A 22,247-nucleotide genomic window follows, 5' to 3' on the forward strand; every position below is an offset into this window, starting at 1 on the left:
AAAAATTAACTAATCAGTTATAAAAAATCCAATATATTGCTCCGATGTAAGTAAGGAGCAATTATGGATTTAACAATTTATTCAATCGGTGATGCCCAGTGGCTTTTTTTCGTTCTTCAAGGCGTAGCCAGGATCTTCGATTATAGTAATTCTCCTTTATCTATTCTCGTAGGCGCTTCAGCCGCGCTAGGCCTATTAAGTCTTGTGGTTAGTACATGGATTAATCCCCAATCAAAACCAATTGAATCGTGGTTTTTGGGGATGCTGTTGTTTATGATTTTACTTGGCCCTTTGTCAAAAACTAATGTAACAATTGAGTCTGTCCGTGATGGGAGTGTTTATAGTGTCGATGATGTACCAGCAATAGCAAGTATTGCCGGATTTGCAACTTCAGCGCTAATGTATGGCCTAAGTACGGCTTATGAAGATAATTGGGGAAGTGTCGATGGTTTTAAAGCCGGTCAATTTCTAGATCCTTATCGAGCGTTATTAAAATTTGACAAGTTCGGTATCCAAATGGCCTATGCGGAACAAAACGGAATTGATCCTAAAAAAATGGCCGTAGAATCGTCCCTTCAGAACTATATGGATGATTGTGTTATGTGGGACATTGAGCAAGGAGGCTCATCTGCTGAGTTAAACAAAGCCGAAATACTCAACAGTAGTATTGGTGATGTATGGAAAAAGTTACAAGTTAAAACAAAAACAAGATCAACGTTGATTGCGGTCAATGGAGTTGAAGAGTACATCACATGCGCAGATGCATTTACCAAAATAGACAATTTCTTTGGTAGTGCCATTTTCAACAACACAGTTAATGATTTTATGAACCGCGAGGGCATTACAAATGATGGTGTCCTTACTGCGACCGAAAAAATCACGGCAGGCTCAGCACTTCTAACAGCAAGAGGTTTAGCTACGGCTAGGGTAACATCTGATGCGTTGGCTGCGGCGGCGCAAAAAAGTAATGATAATTTAAAACTAAATCAAGAAATAATATTAATTCAATCTAAAGCACAAAGGCATTATCAAATGGGTGCCGATAGGGAGCTTTGGCTAGAATTAGCCGTAGGATTTGCCACCTTCCTTGAAGGCTTTGTGTATTTCATGATGCCGATTATGGCAATTATTATGGTTCTTGGTGGCCAAATGTTAAAAGCCATTGCTGGTTTTTTTGCCGTTTCTATATGGGTATCTTTGTGGCCAGTAACGATGGTTGCAGTTAATTTCTTCACAGACTTTGCTTTATCAGGTGCGTTTGCTGGTACAGCTACAAATACCGCATTATCTTTTGGAATGTTCTCAAATAGTAAAGAAACCATTGAGAGTTACTTGGCTGTTTCTAGTTCTTTAGCAGCGGCGGTGCCAATGTTATCTATGTATATATTGCACCGAGGCGTCCATACGATGATGGGAGTAGGCGGCAAAGCAGCGCCAAATACAAGCATTGATTCATCGATGTCTAGTCCAGATATTGCTTCAATCAATGGGGGGGTAGTAACGGAAGGGAATGTTAAAACCGCTGCAACAACTTCTTCATCAAATGATACTGAAGTCATGCAGAATGTAAAAGCTGGAACTTCTCACGGTGCACGTACCATTGATAAAGGTTCGGACAATACAATAAATTCAATGGTAACTGCTAGTAGCTCTAGTGTTAATCAAAATACAAACGCTTCAGCACGCTCCGAAACTGCAAAACAAGAGTTAGCAAAATCAAGGGTTAAATCAGCTGAAAGAGTTGGAAGTTTCTTAGATAGCCATGGTGATGGGTTTACTGTGTCGGATGCGCTTAGTGCTGGATTGTCTACAAGTGAAGCAGCCGCAGCGCTAACTGTACAAAAGCAATCTACAGAGAATGGATTATCAATAGCAGAACAAACAGAGTTGAATAGATCTGCAGGCATTGGATTACAAGGTGGTGCTAAAATAGGTGGTACTATAGGTGGTGATAAAAAAGGTAAAGGGCGTACAAGACTTTCAGCGGGTGGTTCAATTTCATTAGAAGGTGGAATTCGTTCTACATCAGGACGTAAAGCATCAACAACTACAACAGACGGAAGTACAAACCAAGCTTCTCAACAAACAGCCTACAACGCTCTGCATGCTGAGCAATTACAACGTGTTAAAAGCGAATTAAATAATAACGTATCTAGCTATGGTGAATCTTCAAAACTGACAGCACAACAAAGTGAAGTAGAAGCACAAGCTATTACCGCAAGTCAACAACAGCAAAAAACAGAAGCGCAAATGACTAATTCCCTGTTTAGTCAAAGTGCAGATAATAAAGAGTTAGTTCAAAGTAAAGCGAGTAATCTAACAGCTAAAGAATCATTAACTAAAATGGCTAACAGTCTAACGCCACAACAAGCCGAAAGAGTCAATGAAGAGAATGGGTTTAAATCCAAAGGTGGTGAAACTTCGAATCAAACGTTAGCTCGCAACTTGCGAGAACAATCTGAAGAGAAATTGAAACTTGCTGGTACAGGATTTAATGAAGGATTCTCACCACAAGCAAAACAAAATGCAGCTGCATTAGCTGTCACGACAGATGCTATTAAGAAAATGAACGCAACGAATCGCAAGTTGAGTGACTACCCTTCAGTTGATGCTCTGGAACAAGGAAACACTAATGAGTCAGACGCGAAAAAAGCGATGTTTGAGCATCTAGGTAATGAATATAAGGCGCCATCATACAGTGTGATAGCTGGTCAAATTAGTACAAGTGGTAACGCTGATACGAGAGAAATTGACCGTGCGAACCCTGAACTCAACAAGTTTTCAAACAAAGAAGATTCGGCGTTTAATCAACTTGAAAATAAAGAAATACCTGAAAATAACATTAAACAAATAGATCAATCACAAGCAACAAAAGATGTCTACCAAAGAGCAGCTACAACACAAGAGGAAGTGCAAAAACAAGGGATAAAAGAAAAGGATAAAGCTGTAGAGCGTGGCACAGAAACAAGTACTGAAGTGTTAGCCGATACCAATAAAGCAGCAGCTGGTGTCGAGCTAGGGAAAAAACTATTCGGTGGTACGATGATAGGAGCGTTAGCAGCTGATAATTCGATTCCAGCTATCGACAAAAGAATGCCTGGAGATAGTACATTTGCAGGTTCAGGTTTCCAAATGATGGCATTAGCTGGTGGAGATGTTGGTGAACTTATAAAAAATGACCGTAATAATTTGCCATTATTACATTCTGCTAATACACCTAAAGCACTAGCAGCGTATGAAGATGCTAAGAAGAGCGGTGAAATCAAACCTGAAGTAGCTCAAGCTATTGATGCTGGTGTAAGAGGTTTTGAAGAGTATCGTAATGGTAATAACTTGACTCCAGAATTTCAAAAGAATGAGCAAGCAGCTTTATTTTCTGAACAAAATTCTTTGAACAATAGCAGCACAAGTACTGCATTCTCTGTGGCACATGGAAATGACGAAACTGCTTCATGGTTTGCGGTGGGAGGTTTGGATGATAAATCACCTGCTATTTACTCAGCACTAAGTCACTTTGCTAATCAAAATGGCGTAGATTTGCCTAATGAGCATTATGAGCCAAACAAAGGCTCTGGTGGTTCAAGTAATAGTATGATGCATTTAGGAAATGAAAATATCTTTATTCCTAACTATGAGCCAGGAAGTCCAAGTTCAGATAGGTTTGCTCCTCAGAATTTTGCTAAAGCCTTTGGAGATGCTTCAACTGATAAAGAACTACTGGAGCCAAGTGCAATTCAAAATGCTAAAGGTGGTTTAAGTGTTGATGATTGGGGCAATATGAATAGATTTATTCAAGGAACAGAACCAATTTCAGAAGTTAGAAGTGTAGCAATGAGTAACTTTACACGCCTAGCTAGCGCAACAAGTACAGAAAACGGCGGTAACGGTAGTTGGGATAATTATGTTAATCAAGAGCAATCTAAGGCTGTAGATCTTGCGGACGTTGATGGTAATACAAGGATGATGATTGATAACGTAGTCGATGGATCTGGTAATTTCGATGACATTGCTCCTTCACAAGTTCCGAAAGTGCAGCAAGTAATTGAATCTTTAACAATGAGTGGTGCTACACAGCGAGCCCAAGATTTAGAAAATGAATTAATGGCAAGTAATAAAATATGAGCGCAACATCAGAGCAGAATGGTGCCATATCCAATGCTTTGAACAATAATTTACTTTGTGCAGCACCGGGTTCAGGGAAGACATTTACGTTAGTGAAAATAGCTTTAGAAATTCTGGCGGAAAACAAGAGTAACAGAATTTGTTTAGTTACTTTCACTAATAGTGGTGTTCAAGAGATGCAAGAACGGCTATCTAAATCGCTCACTCCTGAACAATTGAATAGGGTAAAAGTTGCTACATTCCATTCATTATTTTTACAGCAAGCCAAATCTACATTTAAGGGAAGCCTTTTGATTGGGGCATCTCAAAGTAACTTCATCGATCGACTTCAACGTCAATTAGGAATTAAATTCTATGACGAAGTTAAAGAAGCTATTGATACAGTAGGTATGGAGCTCGATAGAACAGCATTTGAAAATACAAAAGAGGGAGGTATTTTTAAAGCCTATCAAGATCTAAAGAAAAATAACCAGAAATATGATTTGGATGATGTTGCTCGTCGGGCTGTAGCTGGAATGATAAAGAATAAAATCTCTCCATTTAGCTATACACATTTTTTAGTAGATGAATTTCAGGATACAGATGAAATTCAATTTAGATGGCTAATGGAACACTATAGACAGACAGGCGCCTGCTTTACTGTTGTTGCAGATGATGACCAATCGATTTATTCATTCAGAGGTGCGCTTGGATATGACATACTTTTAAAATTCCAAGAGGAAACAAAGGCAAGTTTACACCTACTTTCCAAATGTTTTAGGTGTCGGCCAGAAATCCTTTCTGCTGCGTATAACATGATTGAATTTAACGAGAATAGAATTGCGAAATCAGTAACATCTGCAAAACCTGCTGGTGGTACTTTTGAAATATATACCCATGAAACAAATTATGCACAATACAAAGTATTCGAAAAAGACTTTATTGATAATCCTGGCGAATGGGCAATACTTTGTCGAACAAATAAACTCTTAGATACAGCTTCTTTACAACTCACAAGTTTAGGGATCAAACATAGGGTTTCTAATGCAAAAAGCATTTGGGATACAAGGCAAGCAGACTTTGTTCTTAAGTTTCTTTACTGTTTAAGATTCCCTCATGCTGGTGGTAAATATATAGGTGAAATACTTGGATTTTTAAGAGAGAGTGAAAGTAATATTTTAGAAATTCAAAGTAGAGTCGCTTCAGCAAACGGGCTGCATCATATTCAATTGGGTACAGACGATGGATATAAACACGCAACTGAGGTTTATTTTGGTTATTTACATGATTGGTTTGATAATACAAATTCAGAAAACGATATAAGAGTTAAAGTAAAAACAATTAAAGCGCTCTTTAGCTTAGCTAAAAACGGCAGAGGTGCGATTAAGGCAAAAAATATCGGGATAGAATCTAGTGTTTTAGACATTTTATATAGTATGAAAGGTAGTTGGTATGATCGGATAGACTACTTATTACTAAACCTGAATAAAAAGAAAGATAAGAAGGGAAACACCGATAGCAACGAAGTCGTTTTGACCACATTTCACGGCTCTAAAGGGCTGGAATACGAATTTCTCGCGATTTTTGATTTTATTCAAGGTGTATCTCCATCAAGTAGAAGTTTAGAACAAGATGCCATCAACAAATCAAGTCAAAGTTTATCTGAAGAAAGGCGATTGGCGTTTGTTGCAATGACAAGAGCTATGGAGAAATTGTTTATCCATACGTATGAGCGTCGAGAAAACGCTGACACCGGCGACACAACTAGAGTAAAAACAAGTGAATTTGTCGAAGAAATATTGTACGAAGAATAGACAGAGATAGAATTTAGTACTATCATTATTACATCTGTTTAAGTAACAGAGCTACTACCCAAAACTACTACTTCCGCTATTGAAATCCCTGCTTTCATAGATATTCTATTTATGTATGACGGCTCAATAGTTTGTATTTTTGGGTGTCTATAATATTTTTTGAATACTTAAACACACCTCATTAAAACCTATTTAAGTCACTAGTAGGTACTATTCACCCCACTAATTTTTTTATTTTTAATTTTCGCTCCTATGCGTCTGTTTGCTTCACAGCAAATTATATTAATAAAAGAATTAGATTAGCTCCTCTGTATCCTGCAGAAATGAATCATCTCTTTGAGATTGATTTGGAGCTTCCACCGTCATGCAAATAAATTTCGATTTATTTAAATGACAACTATCCCATTTGGGTTCTCCCATTTTGGATAGAACCCTCATGGACATTTCCATTACATCGGAGATTACTACCATGTGTACAACCCCCCAGGATCATAAGTCACTAGGTTCATACTTACGTCGACGAGAATCCAAACTACTCAAACGTGCATCTCAATTAACTGAAGCTGTTGAAACAACACATCTGTTAATTAAGGCAAAGCGTTTATCTACTAAAGCTAATGAATATATATTCTCGGCTTAATTACTAACCCCCAACCACACAACTTGTGGTTATCAAAGCTTAAAAAGGAGTCTTTATGAACTTTAACGCTTTACTCGACTATATGATAGATTTGGCACGCGGCATAGGCATTAGCTTATTCGTTGTTTCAATATTTACCATTGCTTTAGAGAAAACTACCAACGCATTTCAACTATCAATGAACGTCAAATTATTGGTGTTTAGTTTGTTTTGTGTTATTTTTGGTGGTGTATTATCTGCAGCTAAGAAAGAAAAGGAATAAATTATGTTAACTGAAGTTCAAGCTCTTTCATTGATCATCGGTACTGTTTTTGCCATGTTTGGTTCGCTTGGTCTAATTTACCTTTGGGGCTTATGGCGTCAAAAAAAAAATTAGATAAACAAGAAAACAACTCATAGTTTAAAATAAACATAACCACCCAACCGTATCATTAATCTTTGATTAATCGGTACTCAATCCCTTGTGCTTATACTTTAAAGATGAATTTCATCTTTTTTGTTGTGCATGAATTTTAGAAAAACTTAAGCCTCGCTTTCGTTTTCTATCTACAACCAATAAAACTACCTAGTAGGAACATACAACTCCTATTATGGGTAGCTGCGTGCGCTCCTACTTAATATTTCTAGGAGGAGATTCTTATGGCACGCCCTAAGAAGAACGTCACCAAAGCCATGCTTGCAGATTGCCTTAAAAATAAATTGTCATTTAAGGAAACTAAAAGCAGACATCCACTTGTTAATAATCCTAATTATGTTGCTCATGCAATGGAATCAAGTAAACGCAAGCCAGATGTTTTTGAGTTAGATCCAAACATAGACGGTACATCAGCAATTCACTTCATGAAATGGGGAGAAGCTGAGTTAATCGCATTATGGTCAGGAATCTTATATCGCTCTTTAAGCATTTTACGTTATGAAAGTAATGAAAAGGCAATAGAAGAGGAATTAGAGGGAGTGTTCATAATTCTGTGTCATTTCAGTAGAATATAATAAAACAGGAATGACACATGACTAACTCTTTTGATTTTGAGCAAGCATTAACAGATTTACAAGCTGGTAAAAGCCTCACTGGTAAATACCCGTGATCATTGAAAGTGCTTGATTTTTTAGCTAATGAGATCATGATAGTCACATGAAAAAGATTGCTCTCACCGACATTCAAAAAGAAACGTTAGAATCTCGACATAAAAAAGCGAGAGATAAGCGTGAGTGCGATCGAATTAAAGCTATTCTATTGCGTGACGAAGGCTGGTCTTCGCCAATGATTGCTCAAGCGTTACGCATTCACGAAACGTCAGTTGTTAGATATATTGATGACTACATTCGTCGTGAAAAATTAACCATCAACAGCGGCGGCTCTACTAGTTATCTTAATCATCAGCAAACGCAACAGTTAATTGCACACCTGTGTGAAGTAACTTACCTACATAGCCATCAAATACTTGATCATATTGAGAGTGAGTACGACATTAAATACACGGTGCCTGGTCTCAATAAATGGTTACATCAGCATGGCTTTAGTTATAAAAAGCCCAAAGGCGTTCCTCATAATTTTGATGAGGAAAAGCAAGCAGCTTTTATCGCACATTATAACCAGCTTAAATCAACGCTGGCCCCTAATGAGCCAATCTTGTTTATGGATGCTGTTCATCCAACACAAGCGACAAAAATCACGGCAGGCTGGATTAAAAAAGGGGAAAATAAACCCATTAAAACCACAGGAAGTCGAACACGAATTAATGTAGTGGGAGCTATCCGATTGGGTCACTTAGAGGAAGCAGTGATAAGGCAATATAATAAGACAGTCAACGGTGAATCTATCGTTGATTTTTTAAATGAAGTCAGAGCCAATTATCAGACGAGCGGTATGCTTCATATGGTTCTTGATGGTGCTGGTTATCACCGTAATCAGATAGTGATTGATGAAGCCGAAAAGCTCAATATCAAGTTACATTATTTACCACCCTATAGTCCTAATTTAAACCCAATAGAACGGCTATGGAAGGTAATGAACAAAAATGCGAGAAATAGCCAATATTTTTCAAGTACTAAAGAGTTTCGACGGCGTATTAGCGATTTTTTTGAGTCAACATTACCCGATATTGCCAATACACTTGACGATACGATCAATGATAATTTTCAAATATTAAAAACTGCACTTTGAAGTTGATTTAGTAAAGATGGCATCTTAGGCCCTTTGATTAAGCAATTAACCGAAGCGGCTCTTAATGCCGAACTAGAGCACCACTTAGCCAACGATAATCAATCTAATAGAAAGAATGGCAGAACAAGTAAAAACATCAAACACCCGTCTGGTAATTTTGAACTCGACACTCCGCGAGACCGCAATGGAACATTTGAACCTCAATTAGTGAAGAAAAATCAAACCTCACTATCAGATGAAATCGATCGCAAAATACTCTCGATGTTTAGCTTGGGAATGAGTTATCGTGATATCAATGCACATGTAGAGGAGATGTACGGTATTAACGTGGCCACAGGAACGATTAGCGCAGTCACTGACAAGCTTATTCCTGAGCTTAAAGCATGGCAACAAAGGCCATTAGATAGCCATTACCCAATTGTTTGGCTCGATGCTATTCATTATAAGGTCAAAGAAAACGGTCGCTACATCAGCAAAGCTGTCTACACGTTATTAGCACTTAATATGCAGGGTAAAAAAGAGATATTAGGGTTGCATTTATCAGAAAACGAAGGGGCTAATTATTGGCTTTCAGTGCTGACCGATCTTAATAATCGCGGTGTTAAAGATATTCTTATTGCCTGCGTAGATGGGCTAACCGGCTTTCCTGAAGCCATAGCAGCTATCTTTCCTGAGACAGAAACACAGCTTTGTATCATTCATCAAATTCGAAACTCACTTAAGTACGTCGCGTCTAAAAATCAGAAAGCCTTTATGGCCGATTTAAAACCTGTCTATCGTGCACCCACAAAGGAAGCAGCTGAATTAGCACTCGATAAACTAGAAGAGAAGTGGGGCGAAAAATATCCGCTGGTTATTAATTCCTGGCGCAGGAAGTGGCACAATCTATCTCACTATTTTAAGTACCCTGAGCACATCAGGAAGGTGATATATACCACGAACGCCGTTGAGGCGGTTCATCGTCAGTTTAGAAAGTTAACGAAGACAAAAGGCGCATTCCCGAACGAACATAGCTTGTTGAAGCTGTTGTATGCTGGCATATTGAATGCTTCTGAGAAATGGACGATGCCAATCCATAACTGGAGCTTGTGTGTTTCTCAGTTGGCGATATATTTTGAGGGACGTTTAGATAGCGTCATTGATATTTAGAAAATTAAGCCTGACACAGAATGTTGAACGCCCTCGAATTAGATTGGATAGCGTCACACCAATTTGACTTAGTTACTAACGATTTTGGATTGAATGCAAATGAAATTCGATTATTAGTATCTCGATATGTGAATAATGCTTCATTAACCTCACATTCAAATACTTTGTTGCAAGCCTTTCGCAGATTAGATTGTAATTAATACCTACATATAACTGCACAACCAATACCTACAACCCACTGGGGAGTACTTCAATTACCCCTATGGGATAGTTGTGTCTCCTCTATTTATTATCTCCAGGAGGAGAACATTATGAACACAACTACAACACCTCAAGTACAAACTACTCAACAAATCGATTTCAACGAATTTATTTTGGTAAATGCACATACTGTATTTCCTGAACTAATTGACGCTGATTCACCGATGACCGTAAAAATGCGTAAGCATAGGCATCCAGATTGTTTATCAAGCAATCCACACTATATTCCGGAAGCTGATGTTTTTAAATCGGTAATGGCATGGTGGACTGCTCCTGATCAACTCTTAGCTCTGGGCTTATATGGTGAAACAGGAACTGGCAAAACAGAGTTATTAATTTATATAGCAGATCGTCTTAACGAACCTGTTTATATTGAAAAAGTAACTACTGGCTTGACTGGTGAACGATTTGAAGGAAGTACAGAACTAGTAACAGATGAAAATGGTAATAACATAACTCAAAAACGATATGGCACAGCAATGACTGGTTATATTAATGGAGGGTTAGTTATTTTAGATGAAGTTGATAAAGCAAATGAAGATTTTGGTACATCCTTACATTTATTTGCTGAAGGTAAGCCTTACAATTTGTCTAACTTTTCAGAAACAGTTATTAAACACCCACATTGTCGTATCTCTGCAACCGCTAATACAATTGGTGATGGTGGCAGTGACAGGTATATCACATCTCAACGTATGGATTCTGCTTTACGTGCAAGATTTGGTTGGCTAGGTACTCAATTCCTTTCTCCAATGGAAGAAACGAATTTGTTGGCGGCAATGTATCCAAATTTACCAACGCTATTCATCGCTAAAATGATCAAAACAGCAAATGTTTTACGTGACGCTTTATTAGGTCCTGATCGTGACGGCAACATCGAAGAACCTATCTCTTGTGTTTTTTCTACAAGAACAGTTGTTAACTGGGGATATTATACGATGGCTTTTGGAACTAACAGACGACCTTTGGCTGCTCTGGAGTTCTCATTTTTCGGTTCGGTTGATGAAGAGGAATTACCTATAGTTAAAACGATATTACAACGTTTATGGGGCGATGACTTGGAAAAACCACTGAAGAATGTTTTAGCAAAAATGAATACGCAAATTTAATACTTACTTAAACTTACTAACCCACTGGGGAGTACATCGATTACCCCTTTGGGATAGTTGTGTCTCCTCTATTTATTATCTCCCGGAGGAGAACACTATGAACGATACTACCACTACCACTACCACTAAAAACCAAGCTATTGACCATGCAAGCGCTTTAATAGAAAGAAATACTGCTCTTAAAGAAGGCTGTTGCTTATTAGGTGCAAAAGTGAGTTCCCCTTGCGGTGAATCAACTTTACCTAACGCTGTTGTGTCACTAGGTGGTCAAAAAATCAATTCAGAACAAGTTAAGTCGTCAAAGCTACAATGGTTTCCTAGAAGTCATTTAAAGCTAACAACGAAGTACAGCAATAGTATAAGTCGAATCTTAAATGCCGCAGGTGTTAAGTTAGGCGAAATGACTGTTGTACCCTTATCTAAGCTGGATAAAGTACAGGATGAGCTCAACGCATTGAAAGATAAATGGCAATCAGAAGTTGATGAAGTCATTACAGATTACGATGTTATTATTGCTCAACACTGTCTAGATAACCCCGATGTAGCTCATTTAATTCGTGCACATGCTATACCAGCAAGTGAATTTAAAACACGATTTAAAATGAGACTGTTAACACCACTAGCTCTTACTCCTTTAAACGAAGAAGATGATAGTGCGTTAGCAGATGAACTAGGAGATAACCTTTGGGCTGAAATAGCTAAAGAAGCTTCTAAAATCTATTCAGCATCTTGGTTTAACAACTCAAAACCCGTTACTAGAGTGTCACAAAAAATACGTCGTCCAATCAACCGTGTTGTAGATAAGATATTAGACCTTTCATTTTTAGATGAGAGTTTAGTTACTGTTGCTACGTCAATCACGGATGTTATGCGTCAATTACCTGCTTCTGGATATATCGAAGGTAGAGAATTTGACAACTTAACAAAATGGATGTTTGTTATGAGTGATGAAAGTAAATTACGTTTACATGCTGAGAACTCTGCGAACGCAAATGCTTATTTAGATAGCGAAGATGGACAAAAAGCTGTTTCACACGCTGAACAGTTCATTGATGCTTCTACTGAGCAATTTGGTAATGTTGATCAAGTCACCACGATTGATACTGAAGACGTTACACCTGAGATAGAAACTCAATTTGAGTCTCCTATTGAAGTCGTTCAACAGCCATCGACACTATCAACGACTAATGAATTATCATTTGGTAATTGGTAGCTGCCCTTAAGGGATTATTCCTTAAGGGATGATCCCTTTTAATTTATTTTAAATAGGTATCAAGATGAAAAATGTACGTAACTCTAGAAAAGAACAAGAATTGTTAGCTAAATTCTCTGTTCTAACCCGTCTTATGTCTAAACAATCTGACGTTAAGATAATTATCAGTGGGAACCAGCCTTACACGACAGGTGATTTAATTGTATTGCCGTGTGGGGATTTTGAAGATGCAACATATTGTGAATTACTAGAAGGTGTAGTAGATCATGAAATAGGGCATATTGATGAATCTTGCTGGAATGTTCTAAAAGACTTTGCTGGTTCCCCACTGTCTAAATCAATATTGAATATTATTGAAGATGTAAGAATGGAACGCTCACGTAGTCGTAAATATGCTGGCTCAAGAATCAACTTTTATAAGATGATTAGTCACTTGTTTAAGCGTGGATGGTTTCAACCTGTAACGATAGAACATAGCGCTCCGCAATGCCTTACTTCTTATATTCTTTTTTCTGGTCGGTTCAAATATATGGATCAAGATCAGTTTGAAGAAAGAAGCATTGGTGCGAGAGAAGTGTTAGTTGAAAAGTTTGATGCAGATTTTGTGCAAGAACTTGATCTAATACTCACTCAAATACCCAAGTGTGAGGATACAAAAGGTGCTGGTGTAATAACGGAACAGATACTTCAATTACTTGATTTAGATGACCTTCAAGAAAGCGAATCTAAGAATAATACTCATAAACAAAGTACTAGCCCTAAAGGTGAAAATATTGAAACCAGTGTTCAAGAATGCCTTGGTGCAACTAATGATGATGTATTAGAAGATCTGCATGAAGCTATAAAAACCGAACTTTCGCAAATCGTTAAGCAGTGTATCGCTGATGGAACTTTATCTTATAGTGAATGTGATAAGTACTCGATATCGAGACAAATCATTGAACAAGATATATCGTTCATCGACGTTGCTCAAGCAAAACGTAGAAGTGGCCAAGTTCGAAACACTTTAGCTAAACAATTACATTCACTTAATCGAAAATCTGTAACTCATTCGAGGCGTGGAAGTAACATTAATGCAGCTAAACTTGGTGGAATTAAAGCAGGGAATCTTTGTGTTTTTAAAAACGAAATGATAACTCGCTCGCCAAACACTGCTATTAGTATTCTTATAGATAGGTCTTATTCTATGGAAGAATTAATAACAGAAACCAATACAAGTTCGCTTGCATTGGCTTGTGCTTTTGAAAAACTTAAAGGGGTAAAATCAGAGGTTTTGTATTATCCATTTTATCAAAAGTATGAATGTGAGGAGCAAGGGACTATTTATACATTTAGTATCCATTGCGCTAAATCATTCGATGAAAAAACGTCGGCTGTGAAAAAGTACTTTAATGTCCAATCTGAAGGTGACACACCAACAGGTCCAGCCATGCAAGAAGCATTACGCAATCTCGCCTTACGAAAAGAACCTAAAAAAATTCTTTTTGTTATTACAGATGGAGAAGCTAATGATGAAGAGCACGTTAGAAAAGAAGTAGCAAATGCCCAGTTATTAGGTATCGATGTTGTCCCTATTGTTCTTAAAACTTGTGTTTCAGGTTTTGAGGAAGTAGGTACCACAAGAGTTGATGATATAAGTCAGCTCCATTCGGTTATCAAAGACGCTGTAAAATTAAAACTTCTTTAACTTAATTAATAACTACTAACCCAACCGGGAGAATATCGCTCCCATTGGGGCATATCTCTCCCAAATTTAACATCTCTGGAGGAGATACTATGACAACCATAATAACTAAACCCATAACTTTCGATAGTCCCAAGCTTAGAAAAATCACTTTGTCTGATTATTACAAAGCACTTCTAAGTGCTGATTGGTTCTATCACTATAGCGATTGTTATGAAACTCGTCGTAGGGCAGTGAAAGCGATAGCCTTACTTGAAAAAATAGGTACAAGTCATCCCATAGCAAATAAAATGTGGCGTGATTGTAAAGAATACGTAGTTAATCTATGGTCTGATCCAGATACTAAAGTATTTGATTGTCCAAAGATTAATGCGGAATTTTCGTATCTAGCAATTCACTAAACCCATAAGGGATACACTCCTTTATGGGACTGTATCCCTCTGAAATTTAACATCTCTTGGAGGAGATACTATGTGTTCAGCCCTAACAAAACCAAAGCAATTTTCAGAACCAGTTCGTATTAAGCAACCTAGCATCTTTGATGTTCTCGATATAGTAAACCCACTTGATAAAGAATGGGATTACATGTGGAGTAAACTTGAAAGTCACCGTATTAATTTGGGATTAAGCGATAAGCTTAGCGCCTGTAATTTCGGTGAAGTTTGGCAGTATTTATATACTGAAGAACGTAGCTATTTTGTTTTTTGGAAACGTCAGTGTCATGTTTTTAGACATCGATTTCATCCAAATACGAATGGTCATGAAACATTGTACATACCGGCAAGTAAGAGCTATTTAGCTTAAACCTGCATCTAACTACTAACCCATAAGGGGGAACACCCTTTACGGGCTGTATCCCTCTAAATTTTTCTCGGAGGAGATACCATGCAAACCCTAAACCCTGCAACACCTGAATATTTAAACTCTTTATTCACAATTTCTAGTGAGAGTAACGAGTGGAAATATTTGGAGAACGAACTTTCTAAAATTGAGCTAAACAAAGGTATTAACCAACCGCTTGTAGCGCGAAATTATGGAGAAGTTTGGCAGTATTTATATAGTGAAGAAGCAAGATTTACTGTCTTTGGTAAAAAATCGTTTAACCACATTTTTCGCCATAGAAACCACCCTAAAACTCATAAGTTGGAATATATTGAAATGCCAGCAAGTGATAGTTTTTGCGTAACCAAATCTCAATCTTAACTAACTCTAATAGGAGACTAAATTCGCCTATTAGGGCATTTAGTCTCCCTAATTTGTACTCTTGGAGGGGACAAAATGAAAAACACTACTACTAACATCAACTCGCTTTTAAACGAATTATTTCATCTGTATTCAAATACCTTAACTGAGTTTCTTTCAGAGATGGAAATCGTTAATACGTTTAAAAGAATTAAAAACTTATATCAACAATTAAAAGATCAGGTCACTAATAACCCCAAGTTTGAGGAAATTGGTGAGTTTGTCTTTATTACTGATATTTAAATCAACCTTAAAGGGAATGCACTTTTGCACCCCTTTATTACTCTCTTGGAGGAGATAATTATGTCATCAATAACCAAACAGTTTGACGAAATACAACAGCTTTATTTTGTTGGCCTAGAGCAATGCTCAACAGCTGGAGAAAAAGTTAAAGTGTTTCAGAAAATACAAAGGTTACACGTTTGCTTAAAACGCAAAATTAGCAACAACAAAGCATTTAACGAGATTACTCAATATTTGCAAGGCAAGACTAGCTGTATGAACTTGTGTGGAGGGGTATGTGAAAACATTTGTCACCTTAACGCTCAAGAGTTTAATCAATATATCAAACGTAACAATTTAACCGGTAAGTTGATTATGACGTCCATGCAATCTTTTTCGTAGTTCAATTGGAGCAAATTATGAAAACCGATAAAATTACTAAAGTATTAGCTCTTGTCTCACAAAATGGTGGATGGGAGTGCGTGTTGTGGTTGAATTAGCCGGACACTTCAATAAAGGATTATAATCCCGTTATTGAGGTGAATATGACTAAACGAACAAATAAACATTATCCAGTAGAGTTTAAGCAAGAAGCTGTGGCGTTAGTGATTGAACAAGGCTACACGATCGTGCAAGCCGCTGCATCACTGGGTATTACAGATAAAATACTTTATAACTGGGTCGCTAAGCATAAGAAACAAGCGCAAGGCGATACGTTATCTAATGATGAACGGGCTGAGTTAATTCAGCTAAGAAAAGAGAATAAACGCTTACAAATGGAGCGTGAGATCCTAAAAAAGGCTTCAGCCTTCTTCGCGAAAGAAATGAAGTAAGATATTCATTTATCAGAGAACTTGATGCTAAATATCCAGTATCAGTTGCCTGTAAAGTGATGAAAGTTAGTTCATCTGCCTATTACGTCTGGTTAAAAAGGCCTGGTGAATTAATTAGCGCTCAAACATTAAGGTTGTATCGACGAGCTAAGGCTTTATTCAAAGCGAGTCGCAATAGCCTAGGTAGTCGAGAGCTTGCTAAAGCGCTACGTAAAGAAGGCTTTGAAATAACCCGTTATCGTACGATTAAACTGATGGCTCGGCTTAAACTTGTTGTCACTCAGCGTATCGCCTACAAGGTGACCACTAAGCGAAAACATAGTGATGCTGTAGCAGATAACTTATTAAATATGAACTTTAATCCAGTAGCACCAAATCAAGTGTGGGCTGGTGATGTGAGTTACTTAAAAACTGGTGAAGGTTGGCTATATTTAGCGATTGTCATGGACTTGTATTCGCGGCGTATCGTTGGCTGGTACATATCAAAACGTATGACTCGTGACTTAGTCGAAAAGGCTTTGATAAAAGCTCATAACTTGCGTAAGCCACCAAAAGGCGTGGTGTTCCATAGCGATCGAGGCTCTCAATATACGAGCGCTGGCTTTAGGAACTTACTGGATCGTCTTGGGTGTCGAGCTAGTATGGGGGATGTTGGAGCGTGCTGGGATAATGCCGTTGTCGAGCGGTTCTTTGGTAGTTTAAAACACGATTGGTTGTTTAAGGTGCCGCAGCCAACCCGTAAACATATGCGAGACGATGTTGCTAGGTACATGAAATATTATAATGTTGAGCGACTGCATTCAGCTAATGCTGATCAGTCGCCCAATGAATTTGAACATTCCTTTAGGAAAGTGTCCGGTTGGACTTGACCAGAACAGCGTTTATTCTAAATATTCTGGATTGATGAACGCAATTAAGCATTACCCTAAGCAAGTTTCCTGTCCTTTTTCTCATCAAGGTAAGACTAAATTTCGTCTTTACCCTGATTGGAATGAGACAGGTGGCGGTTATCACGAAGATTATCTCTCTTTACCGGGTGGAATCGATGTTATAGCTTTAATGGAAAATTGCACTAAAGGTGAAGCCCTAAATATCATTATTGATATTTGTGGTGGAAAATTAGAGAGCATTTCTAAAAAAATCATACAAAAAGTATCAACTAAAACTACTGGCATTTCTAGTAAAGAAAAACAAGATCGTCGCGCTAAACTTTGCAAGATTCAATCTAATGCAAAGTCTGCATCTGCTTCATTACCGGTTCACGTGTATTTGAGGGGGAGAGGTCTAAAAGGTGATATGTCAAAACTACCAAAAGCTTTAGGTTATGCTAAAGAATTATGGTGGGGAGATGGTGAATCAAAGCCTAGAAAAGCTTGCGGTATGCTTGGTCTATTAACAGATGTTAATAATAAACCAGTAAGCATACATAGAACGTTTCTGAACCCTAGTCACTTTGGGAAACTAGAAGTTAGTACTCCAAAGATGCTAATGAAAGCTCCTATTGGGATTAAAGGTTGTTCGATTAAGTTAGATCAACCAAAGTCTTTTATGGGAGAGGTTGTCATTGGCTTAGCGGAAGGTTTGGAAACGTGTCTTGCTGTTAGAGAAGCTGTTAGCTTTCCAATGTGGTCAACTATTAGCGCAACGCTCATGAAAGGAGTTCAAATACCTAAACATGTAACTTGTGTGTTCATTTTTGCAGATAAAGACCGTAAAGGTGTTTATCCATCAAAAGGTGAAGCTGGCCAGATTGCTGCAAACGAATTAGCCGAAAGGTTAAGAAGTGAGGGAAAGAAAGTCTATATACTTTTACCTGATGGAGATATTCCTGATAGAAAAAATAGTATTGATTGGGATGATGTTTATGTTCAACATGGTCCTGAAGCCTTTCCTTGTCTTAACGCAGAACTCTTAGACACTGGATTTACTAAAGATTAGCTCTATTAATCTTGACCCGTATTTATTGAATGCTTTGGCATTCGATAATGCGGGTTTTTTTTGCCTTAAATTTGAGTTTTTAAACTCTGAATAAGACAAGTTTGTGTTAATTTTTATCACATTGACAGAAATAGAGTTTAATGGATACTCACTGGATACATATTTTACGAGAATTAGATAACAAATGCAGAATAATGGAAGCGCGATTACTCATTCGGCAATAGATACTATTGAACACATACTAGAAAGTATGTTCATAGAAAGTGAACTACCCAGCGACATCGAAGTATATAGTAAAAACCGTGTCTATTTGCGTGTGAGTGAATGAAAGCCTCGTTTTATAGGGCTTGGTAGTCACCACTATAATATACACACTATGTACAATGGTGTGTATATTTATTTTGTAATTGTCGTCCGACAAAATATTTATCAGTTTGGCCGTAGATCTAACTTGCCAGGCTAGCGCCGTCACCTTGAAGTTGACACCCGCGACGTAGACAGGTTAATGTCAGTTAAGAGCGATAAGCGGAAGTTGACATTTCATTAAATCTACTTCCACAGTGTGTTTTACTTAGCCATTTCTATAGGTGTAGCTATAACCATTAATTGCAGGTGCACCGCCTAAATGTGCATATAGCACTTTTGAGCCTTCAGGGATCAATCCTTTCTTTACCAAGTCAATCATACCTTGCATCGATTTACCTTCATAAACAGGATCTGTGATCATCGCTTCTGTCTGTGCTGCTAGTCGAATAGCTTCGTTGGTTTCATTACTTGGAACGCCGTAAGCTGGATAAGCATAATCAGGATTGATGTTTACATCTTCCTCTGTGATTTCTTGACCTAGCTCAATTAATTCAGCGGCATTTTTTGCAATCTCTGTAACCTGAGCTCTCGTTTTCTCCACAGTACCTGAAGCATCAATACCAATGACTTTATCTGCTCTACCATCTGCTTTAAAGCCCACAATCATACCTGCTTGAGTTGAGCCAGTTACAACACATACCACGATATAATCAAACTTAAATCCTAGCTCTTTTTCTTGTTCTCGAACTTCTTCAGCAAAGGCAATGTAGCCTAATGCGCCATATTTATGAACCGAACCGCCAGCAGGGATTCCATAAGGTTTTCCACCTTCGTCTTTAACTGCCTGTATTGCTTCTTCATAGCTGCTGCGTATCCCAATATCAAAGCCATCATCAACCATGCGACTATCGGCTCCCATTAATCTGGTCATTAAAATATTGCCAACACGATCATAAACAGCATCTTCATGAGGAACCCAGCTTTCTTGCACTAATCGACACTTCATACCTAATTTTGCTGCAGTTGCCGCTACCATTCTTGTATGATTAGATTGTACGCCACCAATAGATACAAGTGTGTCGGCACCTGAAGCAATCGCATCAGGTACAATATATTCTAATTTCCTTAGTTTATTCCCGCCCATAGCAAGACCTGAATTACAGTCTTCACGCTTGGCATATATTTCAACTTTACCGCCAAGTGCTTCTGTTAATCTAGGTAAGTGCTCTATAGGTGTTTTACCAAAAGTTAGCGGATACCTTTCAAAGTTTTTCAATAAATTATGCTTTTTCAATTTTTTCTCCATCACATAAAACGAGTAAACAATGAAGAAAATATTATCAAAACAAGAATGGAAGGTGCTTTCTATTATTTGACTTTATTTACCTATATAATTGGAATAGATAATAAATATGACATTAAATAGTCATTACTAAGAAAATTATGAAAGGATGTTTCATGTCTGAACTGGATAAAATAGACCTTAAGATCTTAAGAGAACTGCAAAATAATGGACGGCTTTCTAACGCCGAGCTAGCAGAGTTGGTTAATGTGAGTGCAGCGACTTGCCATAGGCGCACGCAAAGGTTGTTTGAGAAAAAGTTTATCGATTCAGTTCAAGCTAATATTAAGCCTAGTGCTGTGAACTTGGGGGCTGTGGTTATGGTAGGTGTTGTACTTGATCGTTCTACACCTGAAAGCTTTGAAAATTTCGAACGTGCCATCAAGAAGCTATCGATTGTATTATCTTGTTTCTTAGTGGCTGGAGAATATGACTATTTATTAAAAATAAGAGTTAAAGATATGACCGACTTTAATAAGCTCCACAGTGATAAATTATTAGCTTTACCTGAAGTTCGTCAGTTAAGAACTTACTTTGTGATGAAAGAAGTTGTCGATAACGCACCGTTACCTTTTTGATGTTAACTTCCGCTTTTGGCACAAAGCAGTCCAATAGAGGAATGCATTTTCATATCTAAAACTGTCTTGAAAGTGGCAAAAATGATCAAACTTAATTGCCTACTGAAAGTAGTCGCTCAACTACAGGCACATCTTGCTGCGCAAGAACGCTGAACAAGAGGTGGATAACGCTTCGCGTTAACACACAACTTATTTCCGCTTATACCCGTAGTCACTCCCCAAAGTAATAAATTTTATTTTTTTTACTTTTTTAAAAGCTTAGCGAGGTAACTATTGCGCTTGTGAGAGTTGCTACATGTTTCTGTAATGACCATTAAATCATCAGAGCTTCCCACTATATGGATTTCAGCCTCGGCTCTTGTGATTGCCGTATATAACCACGATCTATCAACGATCTTGCCTTTCTGTAGAGCGATTATGACACTAGGAAATTGCGAACCTTGAGCTTTGTGTAGGGTTATTGCATAACCCAACTCCATGCAATCGAGCACAGATTGCGTGACCTCAACCATATCACCAGTATCCAGCGTTACTTGACCATAGCCTTCACCCGAAGACTCAATACTGGTTAGTGTGCCTAGAGAGCCGTTTTGAATGCCTTTGTCGTAGTGGTTTTGCGTGAATAGAATCGCATCATTCAATCTGAGGTTTTGAAAGAATCTCTCACCGTGCATTTCAAACTCAAGCCTATCTCCATTAAGGTTGACAGCCTCTTGTGTTAGTTTATTAATTTCAGCAACAAGTGCTTTGGTTGGAGCCATAACACGACTGTTCTCAGGCGATTGCTGATACAGTTCACGACACACTTGGGCGATATTTGTTTTTTTCGTTTCGTGGAAGTGAATAGCTCCCGTACTTAACTTCTCTGGCACGATTCCACTGTTGATAAGCTTTGAGTATTCGGGAATTCCCGTTGAGCCTTCCTGACGTTTAACGATATCTAGCATGGTATTGGTGATAGCTTTTGACTGAACGATATCAGCAAGTACCTTACCGCAACCTATGGGCGGCAACTGGTCTGGGTCGCCAGTAAATATAATGCGAACCGATGGATGAATATGGTTGACCAAGCGATACATGGTTGGCAAGTCAATCATACTGGCTTCATCAATCACCAGAAGATGTTTTGGCTGCTCTGACGATGGCTCTATCGGCTCATCACGAAACTGCTTGGCGATGGTTGAGGTGATAAAACCAATTGACTCATGCAAGCGCATAGCGGCTCTACCACTCAACGCTACAGCATGTATTTCAAATCCCATTTGATGGTAGGCTCTAAGTGCGGTTCTAAGCACCGTCGTTTTACCAGTACCAGCCCCGCCCGTGATACAACTCACCGCGTTATCTAAACACGTTGTTACTGCTTCGATTTGTTTCTTGGTCAGCTCGTATGGCAATTCACCAACCGCAGAGCAATATGCAGAATTTGCATATTCGTCATAAAGGTTGTTTTGGCTAGCTAATGCTTTAAGCCGTTTAGCAACGACATTTTCCATCAATAACTGTGCGGTTGGATGGTAAGTGCCACTGTCAGGGTTTAGGATGTATTGTGCTTTTTCATGACCTGCCTTGAACGCTGCCGCAACTAGCTCTTTGTCCTTGAGTAGTTTGGTTAAATAGGGTCGCAAGGTGTCACCAACGGTGCAAAAAT

At 38.2% G+C, this 22,247-nt stretch carries 19 protein-coding genes and 2 pseudogenes; 19 read left to right on the forward strand and 2 right to left on the reverse strand.

Features of this window, described 5'->3' with window-relative positions; translation table 11 throughout:
• Positions 1-63 precede the first annotated feature (63 nt).
• The 18 genes and pseudogenes from ACMAZF_RS20270 (at position 64) to ACMAZF_RS20355 (ending at position 18,698) form a co-directional block, all read left to right on the forward strand.
• Complete coding sequence (locus ACMAZF_RS20270) at positions 64-4,122, forward strand: conjugal transfer protein TraG N-terminal domain-containing protein (protein WP_435277360.1); 4,059 nt, start codon at positions 64-66, stop codon at positions 4,120-4,122.
• A complete protein-coding gene (locus ACMAZF_RS20275; RefSeq protein ID WP_435277361.1) occupies positions 4,119-5,915 on the forward strand; it encodes an ATP-dependent helicase in 1,797 nt (598 codons plus the stop codon). The genes ACMAZF_RS20270 and ACMAZF_RS20275 overlap by 4 nt, the downstream gene beginning before the upstream one ends.
• 469 nt (positions 5,916-6,384) lie before the next feature.
• Entirely contained in the window at positions 6,385-6,555 is a 171-nt protein-coding gene (locus tag ACMAZF_RS20280; protein ID WP_435277362.1) for a hypothetical protein, read from the forward strand.
• Positions 6,556-6,610: 55 nt separating this feature from the next.
• Positions 6,611-6,817 (forward strand): hypothetical protein, encoded by a 207-nt coding sequence (locus ACMAZF_RS20285; protein ID WP_435277363.1) that lies wholly within the window; start codon positions 6,611-6,613, stop codon positions 6,815-6,817.
• A 377-nt stretch (positions 6,818-7,194) separates the two neighbouring features.
• On the forward strand, positions 7,195-7,545 hold the full coding sequence (locus ACMAZF_RS20290; protein WP_435277364.1) for a hypothetical protein: 351 nt from the start codon (positions 7,195-7,197) through the stop codon (positions 7,543-7,545).
• Positions 7,546-7,687: 142 nt separating this feature from the next.
• On the forward strand, positions 7,688-8,719 hold the full coding sequence (locus ACMAZF_RS20295; protein ID WP_435274875.1) for an IS630 family transposase: 1,032 nt from the start codon (positions 7,688-7,690) through the stop codon (positions 8,717-8,719).
• Between the two features lie 12 nt (positions 8,720-8,731).
• A pseudogene (locus ACMAZF_RS20300) lies at positions 8,732-9,868 on the forward strand (IS256 family transposase); the annotation flags it as partial.
• A 311-nt stretch (positions 9,869-10,179) separates the two neighbouring features.
• Positions 10,180-11,238, forward strand: a complete 1,059-nt coding sequence (locus tag ACMAZF_RS20305; protein WP_435277365.1) for an AAA family ATPase — start codon at positions 10,180-10,182, stop codon at positions 11,236-11,238.
• A 97-nt stretch (positions 11,239-11,335) separates the two neighbouring features.
• Entirely contained in the window at positions 11,336-12,451 is a 1,116-nt protein-coding gene (locus tag ACMAZF_RS20310; RefSeq protein ID WP_435277366.1) for a DUF3150 domain-containing protein, read from the forward strand.
• 64 nt (positions 12,452-12,515) lie between these two features.
• Entirely contained in the window at positions 12,516-14,138 is a 1,623-nt protein-coding gene (locus tag ACMAZF_RS20315) for a VWA domain-containing protein (RefSeq protein ID WP_435277299.1), read from the forward strand.
• 89 nt (positions 14,139-14,227) lie between these two features.
• Positions 14,228-14,536, forward strand: a complete 309-nt coding sequence (locus ACMAZF_RS20320; protein ID WP_435277300.1) for a hypothetical protein — start codon at positions 14,228-14,230, stop codon at positions 14,534-14,536.
• A gap of 70 nt (positions 14,537-14,606) precedes the next feature.
• Positions 14,607-14,939, forward strand: a complete 333-nt coding sequence (locus ACMAZF_RS20325; protein WP_435277301.1) for a hypothetical protein — start codon at positions 14,607-14,609, stop codon at positions 14,937-14,939.
• An 81-nt stretch (positions 14,940-15,020) separates the two neighbouring features.
• Positions 15,021-15,338, forward strand: a complete 318-nt coding sequence (locus ACMAZF_RS20330) for a hypothetical protein (RefSeq protein ID WP_435277302.1) — start codon at positions 15,021-15,023, stop codon at positions 15,336-15,338.
• Between the two features lie 75 nt (positions 15,339-15,413).
• Positions 15,414-15,620 carry a hypothetical protein gene (locus tag ACMAZF_RS20335; RefSeq protein WP_435277303.1) on the forward strand — a complete coding sequence of 69 codons (207 nt, stop codon included), beginning with the start codon at positions 15,414-15,416 and terminating at the stop codon, positions 15,618-15,620.
• Positions 15,621-15,680: 60 nt separating this feature from the next.
• Complete coding sequence (locus ACMAZF_RS20340; protein WP_435277304.1) at positions 15,681-16,001, forward strand: hypothetical protein; 321 nt, start codon at positions 15,681-15,683, stop codon at positions 15,999-16,001.
• Positions 16,002-16,144: 143 nt separating this feature from the next.
• Positions 16,145-17,301 (forward strand): IS3 family transposase gene (locus tag ACMAZF_RS20345; RefSeq protein WP_435276176.1). Its coding sequence is split into 2 segments (ribosomal slippage): positions 16,145-16,406 and positions 16,406-17,301, totalling 1,158 coding nucleotides; the frame shifts between segments, so codons are not numbered across the junction.
• Positions 17,258-18,370 (forward strand): toprim domain-containing protein, encoded by a 1,113-nt coding sequence (locus tag ACMAZF_RS20350; protein WP_435277305.1) that lies wholly within the window; start codon positions 17,258-17,260, stop codon positions 18,368-18,370. Before ACMAZF_RS20345 ends, ACMAZF_RS20350 begins: the two co-directional genes overlap by 44 nt.
• 184 nt (positions 18,371-18,554) lie before the next feature.
• Positions 18,555-18,698, forward strand: a complete 144-nt coding sequence (locus ACMAZF_RS20355) for a hypothetical protein (RefSeq protein ID WP_435277306.1) — start codon at positions 18,555-18,557, stop codon at positions 18,696-18,698.
• A 243-nt stretch (positions 18,699-18,941) separates the two neighbouring features.
• Here the strand turns inward: ACMAZF_RS20355 and ACMAZF_RS20360 are convergent, their stop codons facing one another.
• The gene (locus ACMAZF_RS20360; RefSeq protein ID WP_435277307.1) at positions 18,942-19,970 is read right to left on the reverse strand and encodes a 1-aminocyclopropane-1-carboxylate deaminase; all 1,029 of its coding nucleotides are present in this window, start codon (positions 19,968-19,970) and stop codon (positions 18,942-18,944) included.
• A 164-nt stretch (positions 19,971-20,134) separates the two neighbouring features.
• Here ACMAZF_RS20360 and ACMAZF_RS20365 point away from each other — a divergent pair, with 164 nt between their 5' ends.
• Positions 20,135-20,596, forward strand: coding sequence for an Lrp/AsnC family transcriptional regulator (locus tag ACMAZF_RS20365; RefSeq protein ID WP_435277308.1), 462 nt, complete (start codon positions 20,135-20,137; stop codon positions 20,594-20,596).
• 242 nt (positions 20,597-20,838) lie between these two features.
• Here ACMAZF_RS20365 and ACMAZF_RS20370 read toward each other — a convergent pair.
• Positions 20,839-22,230, reverse strand: a pseudogene (locus ACMAZF_RS20370) (ATP-dependent DNA helicase); the annotation flags it as partial.
• Positions 22,231-22,247 lie beyond the last annotated feature (17 nt).

The sequence above is a fragment of the Psychrobium sp. nBUS_13 genome, from assembly GCF_051201665.1.
Lineage (GTDB): Bacteria > Pseudomonadota > Gammaproteobacteria > Enterobacterales > Psychrobiaceae > Psychrobium.

Coding starts and splice junctions, on each gene's coding strand:
- ACMAZF_RS20270 (WP_435277360.1), top strand. CDS start 64: ATGGATTTAACAATTTATTCAATCGGTGATGCCCAGTGGCTTTTTTTC.
- ACMAZF_RS20275 (WP_435277361.1), top strand. CDS start 4,119: ATGAGCGCAACATCAGAGCAGAATGGTGCCATATCCAATGCTTTGAAC.
- ACMAZF_RS20280 (WP_435277362.1), top strand. CDS start 6,385: ATGTGTACAACCCCCCAGGATCATAAGTCACTAGGTTCATACTTACGT.
- ACMAZF_RS20285 (WP_435277363.1), top strand. CDS start 6,611: ATGAACTTTAACGCTTTACTCGACTATATGATAGATTTGGCACGCGGC.
- ACMAZF_RS20290 (WP_435277364.1), top strand. CDS start 7,195: ATGGCACGCCCTAAGAAGAACGTCACCAAAGCCATGCTTGCAGATTGC.
- ACMAZF_RS20295 (WP_435274875.1), top strand. CDS start 7,688: ATGAAAAAGATTGCTCTCACCGACATTCAAAAAGAAACGTTAGAATCT.
- ACMAZF_RS20305 (WP_435277365.1), top strand. CDS start 10,180: ATGAACACAACTACAACACCTCAAGTACAAACTACTCAACAAATCGAT.
- ACMAZF_RS20310 (WP_435277366.1), top strand. CDS start 11,336: ATGAACGATACTACCACTACCACTACCACTAAAAACCAAGCTATTGAC.
- ACMAZF_RS20315 (WP_435277299.1), top strand. CDS start 12,516: ATGAAAAATGTACGTAACTCTAGAAAAGAACAAGAATTGTTAGCTAAA.
- ACMAZF_RS20320 (WP_435277300.1), top strand. CDS start 14,228: ATGACAACCATAATAACTAAACCCATAACTTTCGATAGTCCCAAGCTT.
- ACMAZF_RS20325 (WP_435277301.1), top strand. CDS start 14,607: ATGTGTTCAGCCCTAACAAAACCAAAGCAATTTTCAGAACCAGTTCGT.
- ACMAZF_RS20330 (WP_435277302.1), top strand. CDS start 15,021: ATGCAAACCCTAAACCCTGCAACACCTGAATATTTAAACTCTTTATTC.
- ACMAZF_RS20335 (WP_435277303.1), top strand. CDS start 15,414: ATGAAAAACACTACTACTAACATCAACTCGCTTTTAAACGAATTATTT.
- ACMAZF_RS20340 (WP_435277304.1), top strand. CDS start 15,681: ATGTCATCAATAACCAAACAGTTTGACGAAATACAACAGCTTTATTTT.
- ACMAZF_RS20350 (WP_435277305.1), top strand. CDS start 17,258: ATGAATTTGAACATTCCTTTAGGAAAGTGTCCGGTTGGACTTGACCAG.
- ACMAZF_RS20355 (WP_435277306.1), top strand. CDS start 18,555: ATGCAGAATAATGGAAGCGCGATTACTCATTCGGCAATAGATACTATT.
- ACMAZF_RS20365 (WP_435277308.1), top strand. CDS start 20,135: ATGTCTGAACTGGATAAAATAGACCTTAAGATCTTAAGAGAACTGCAA.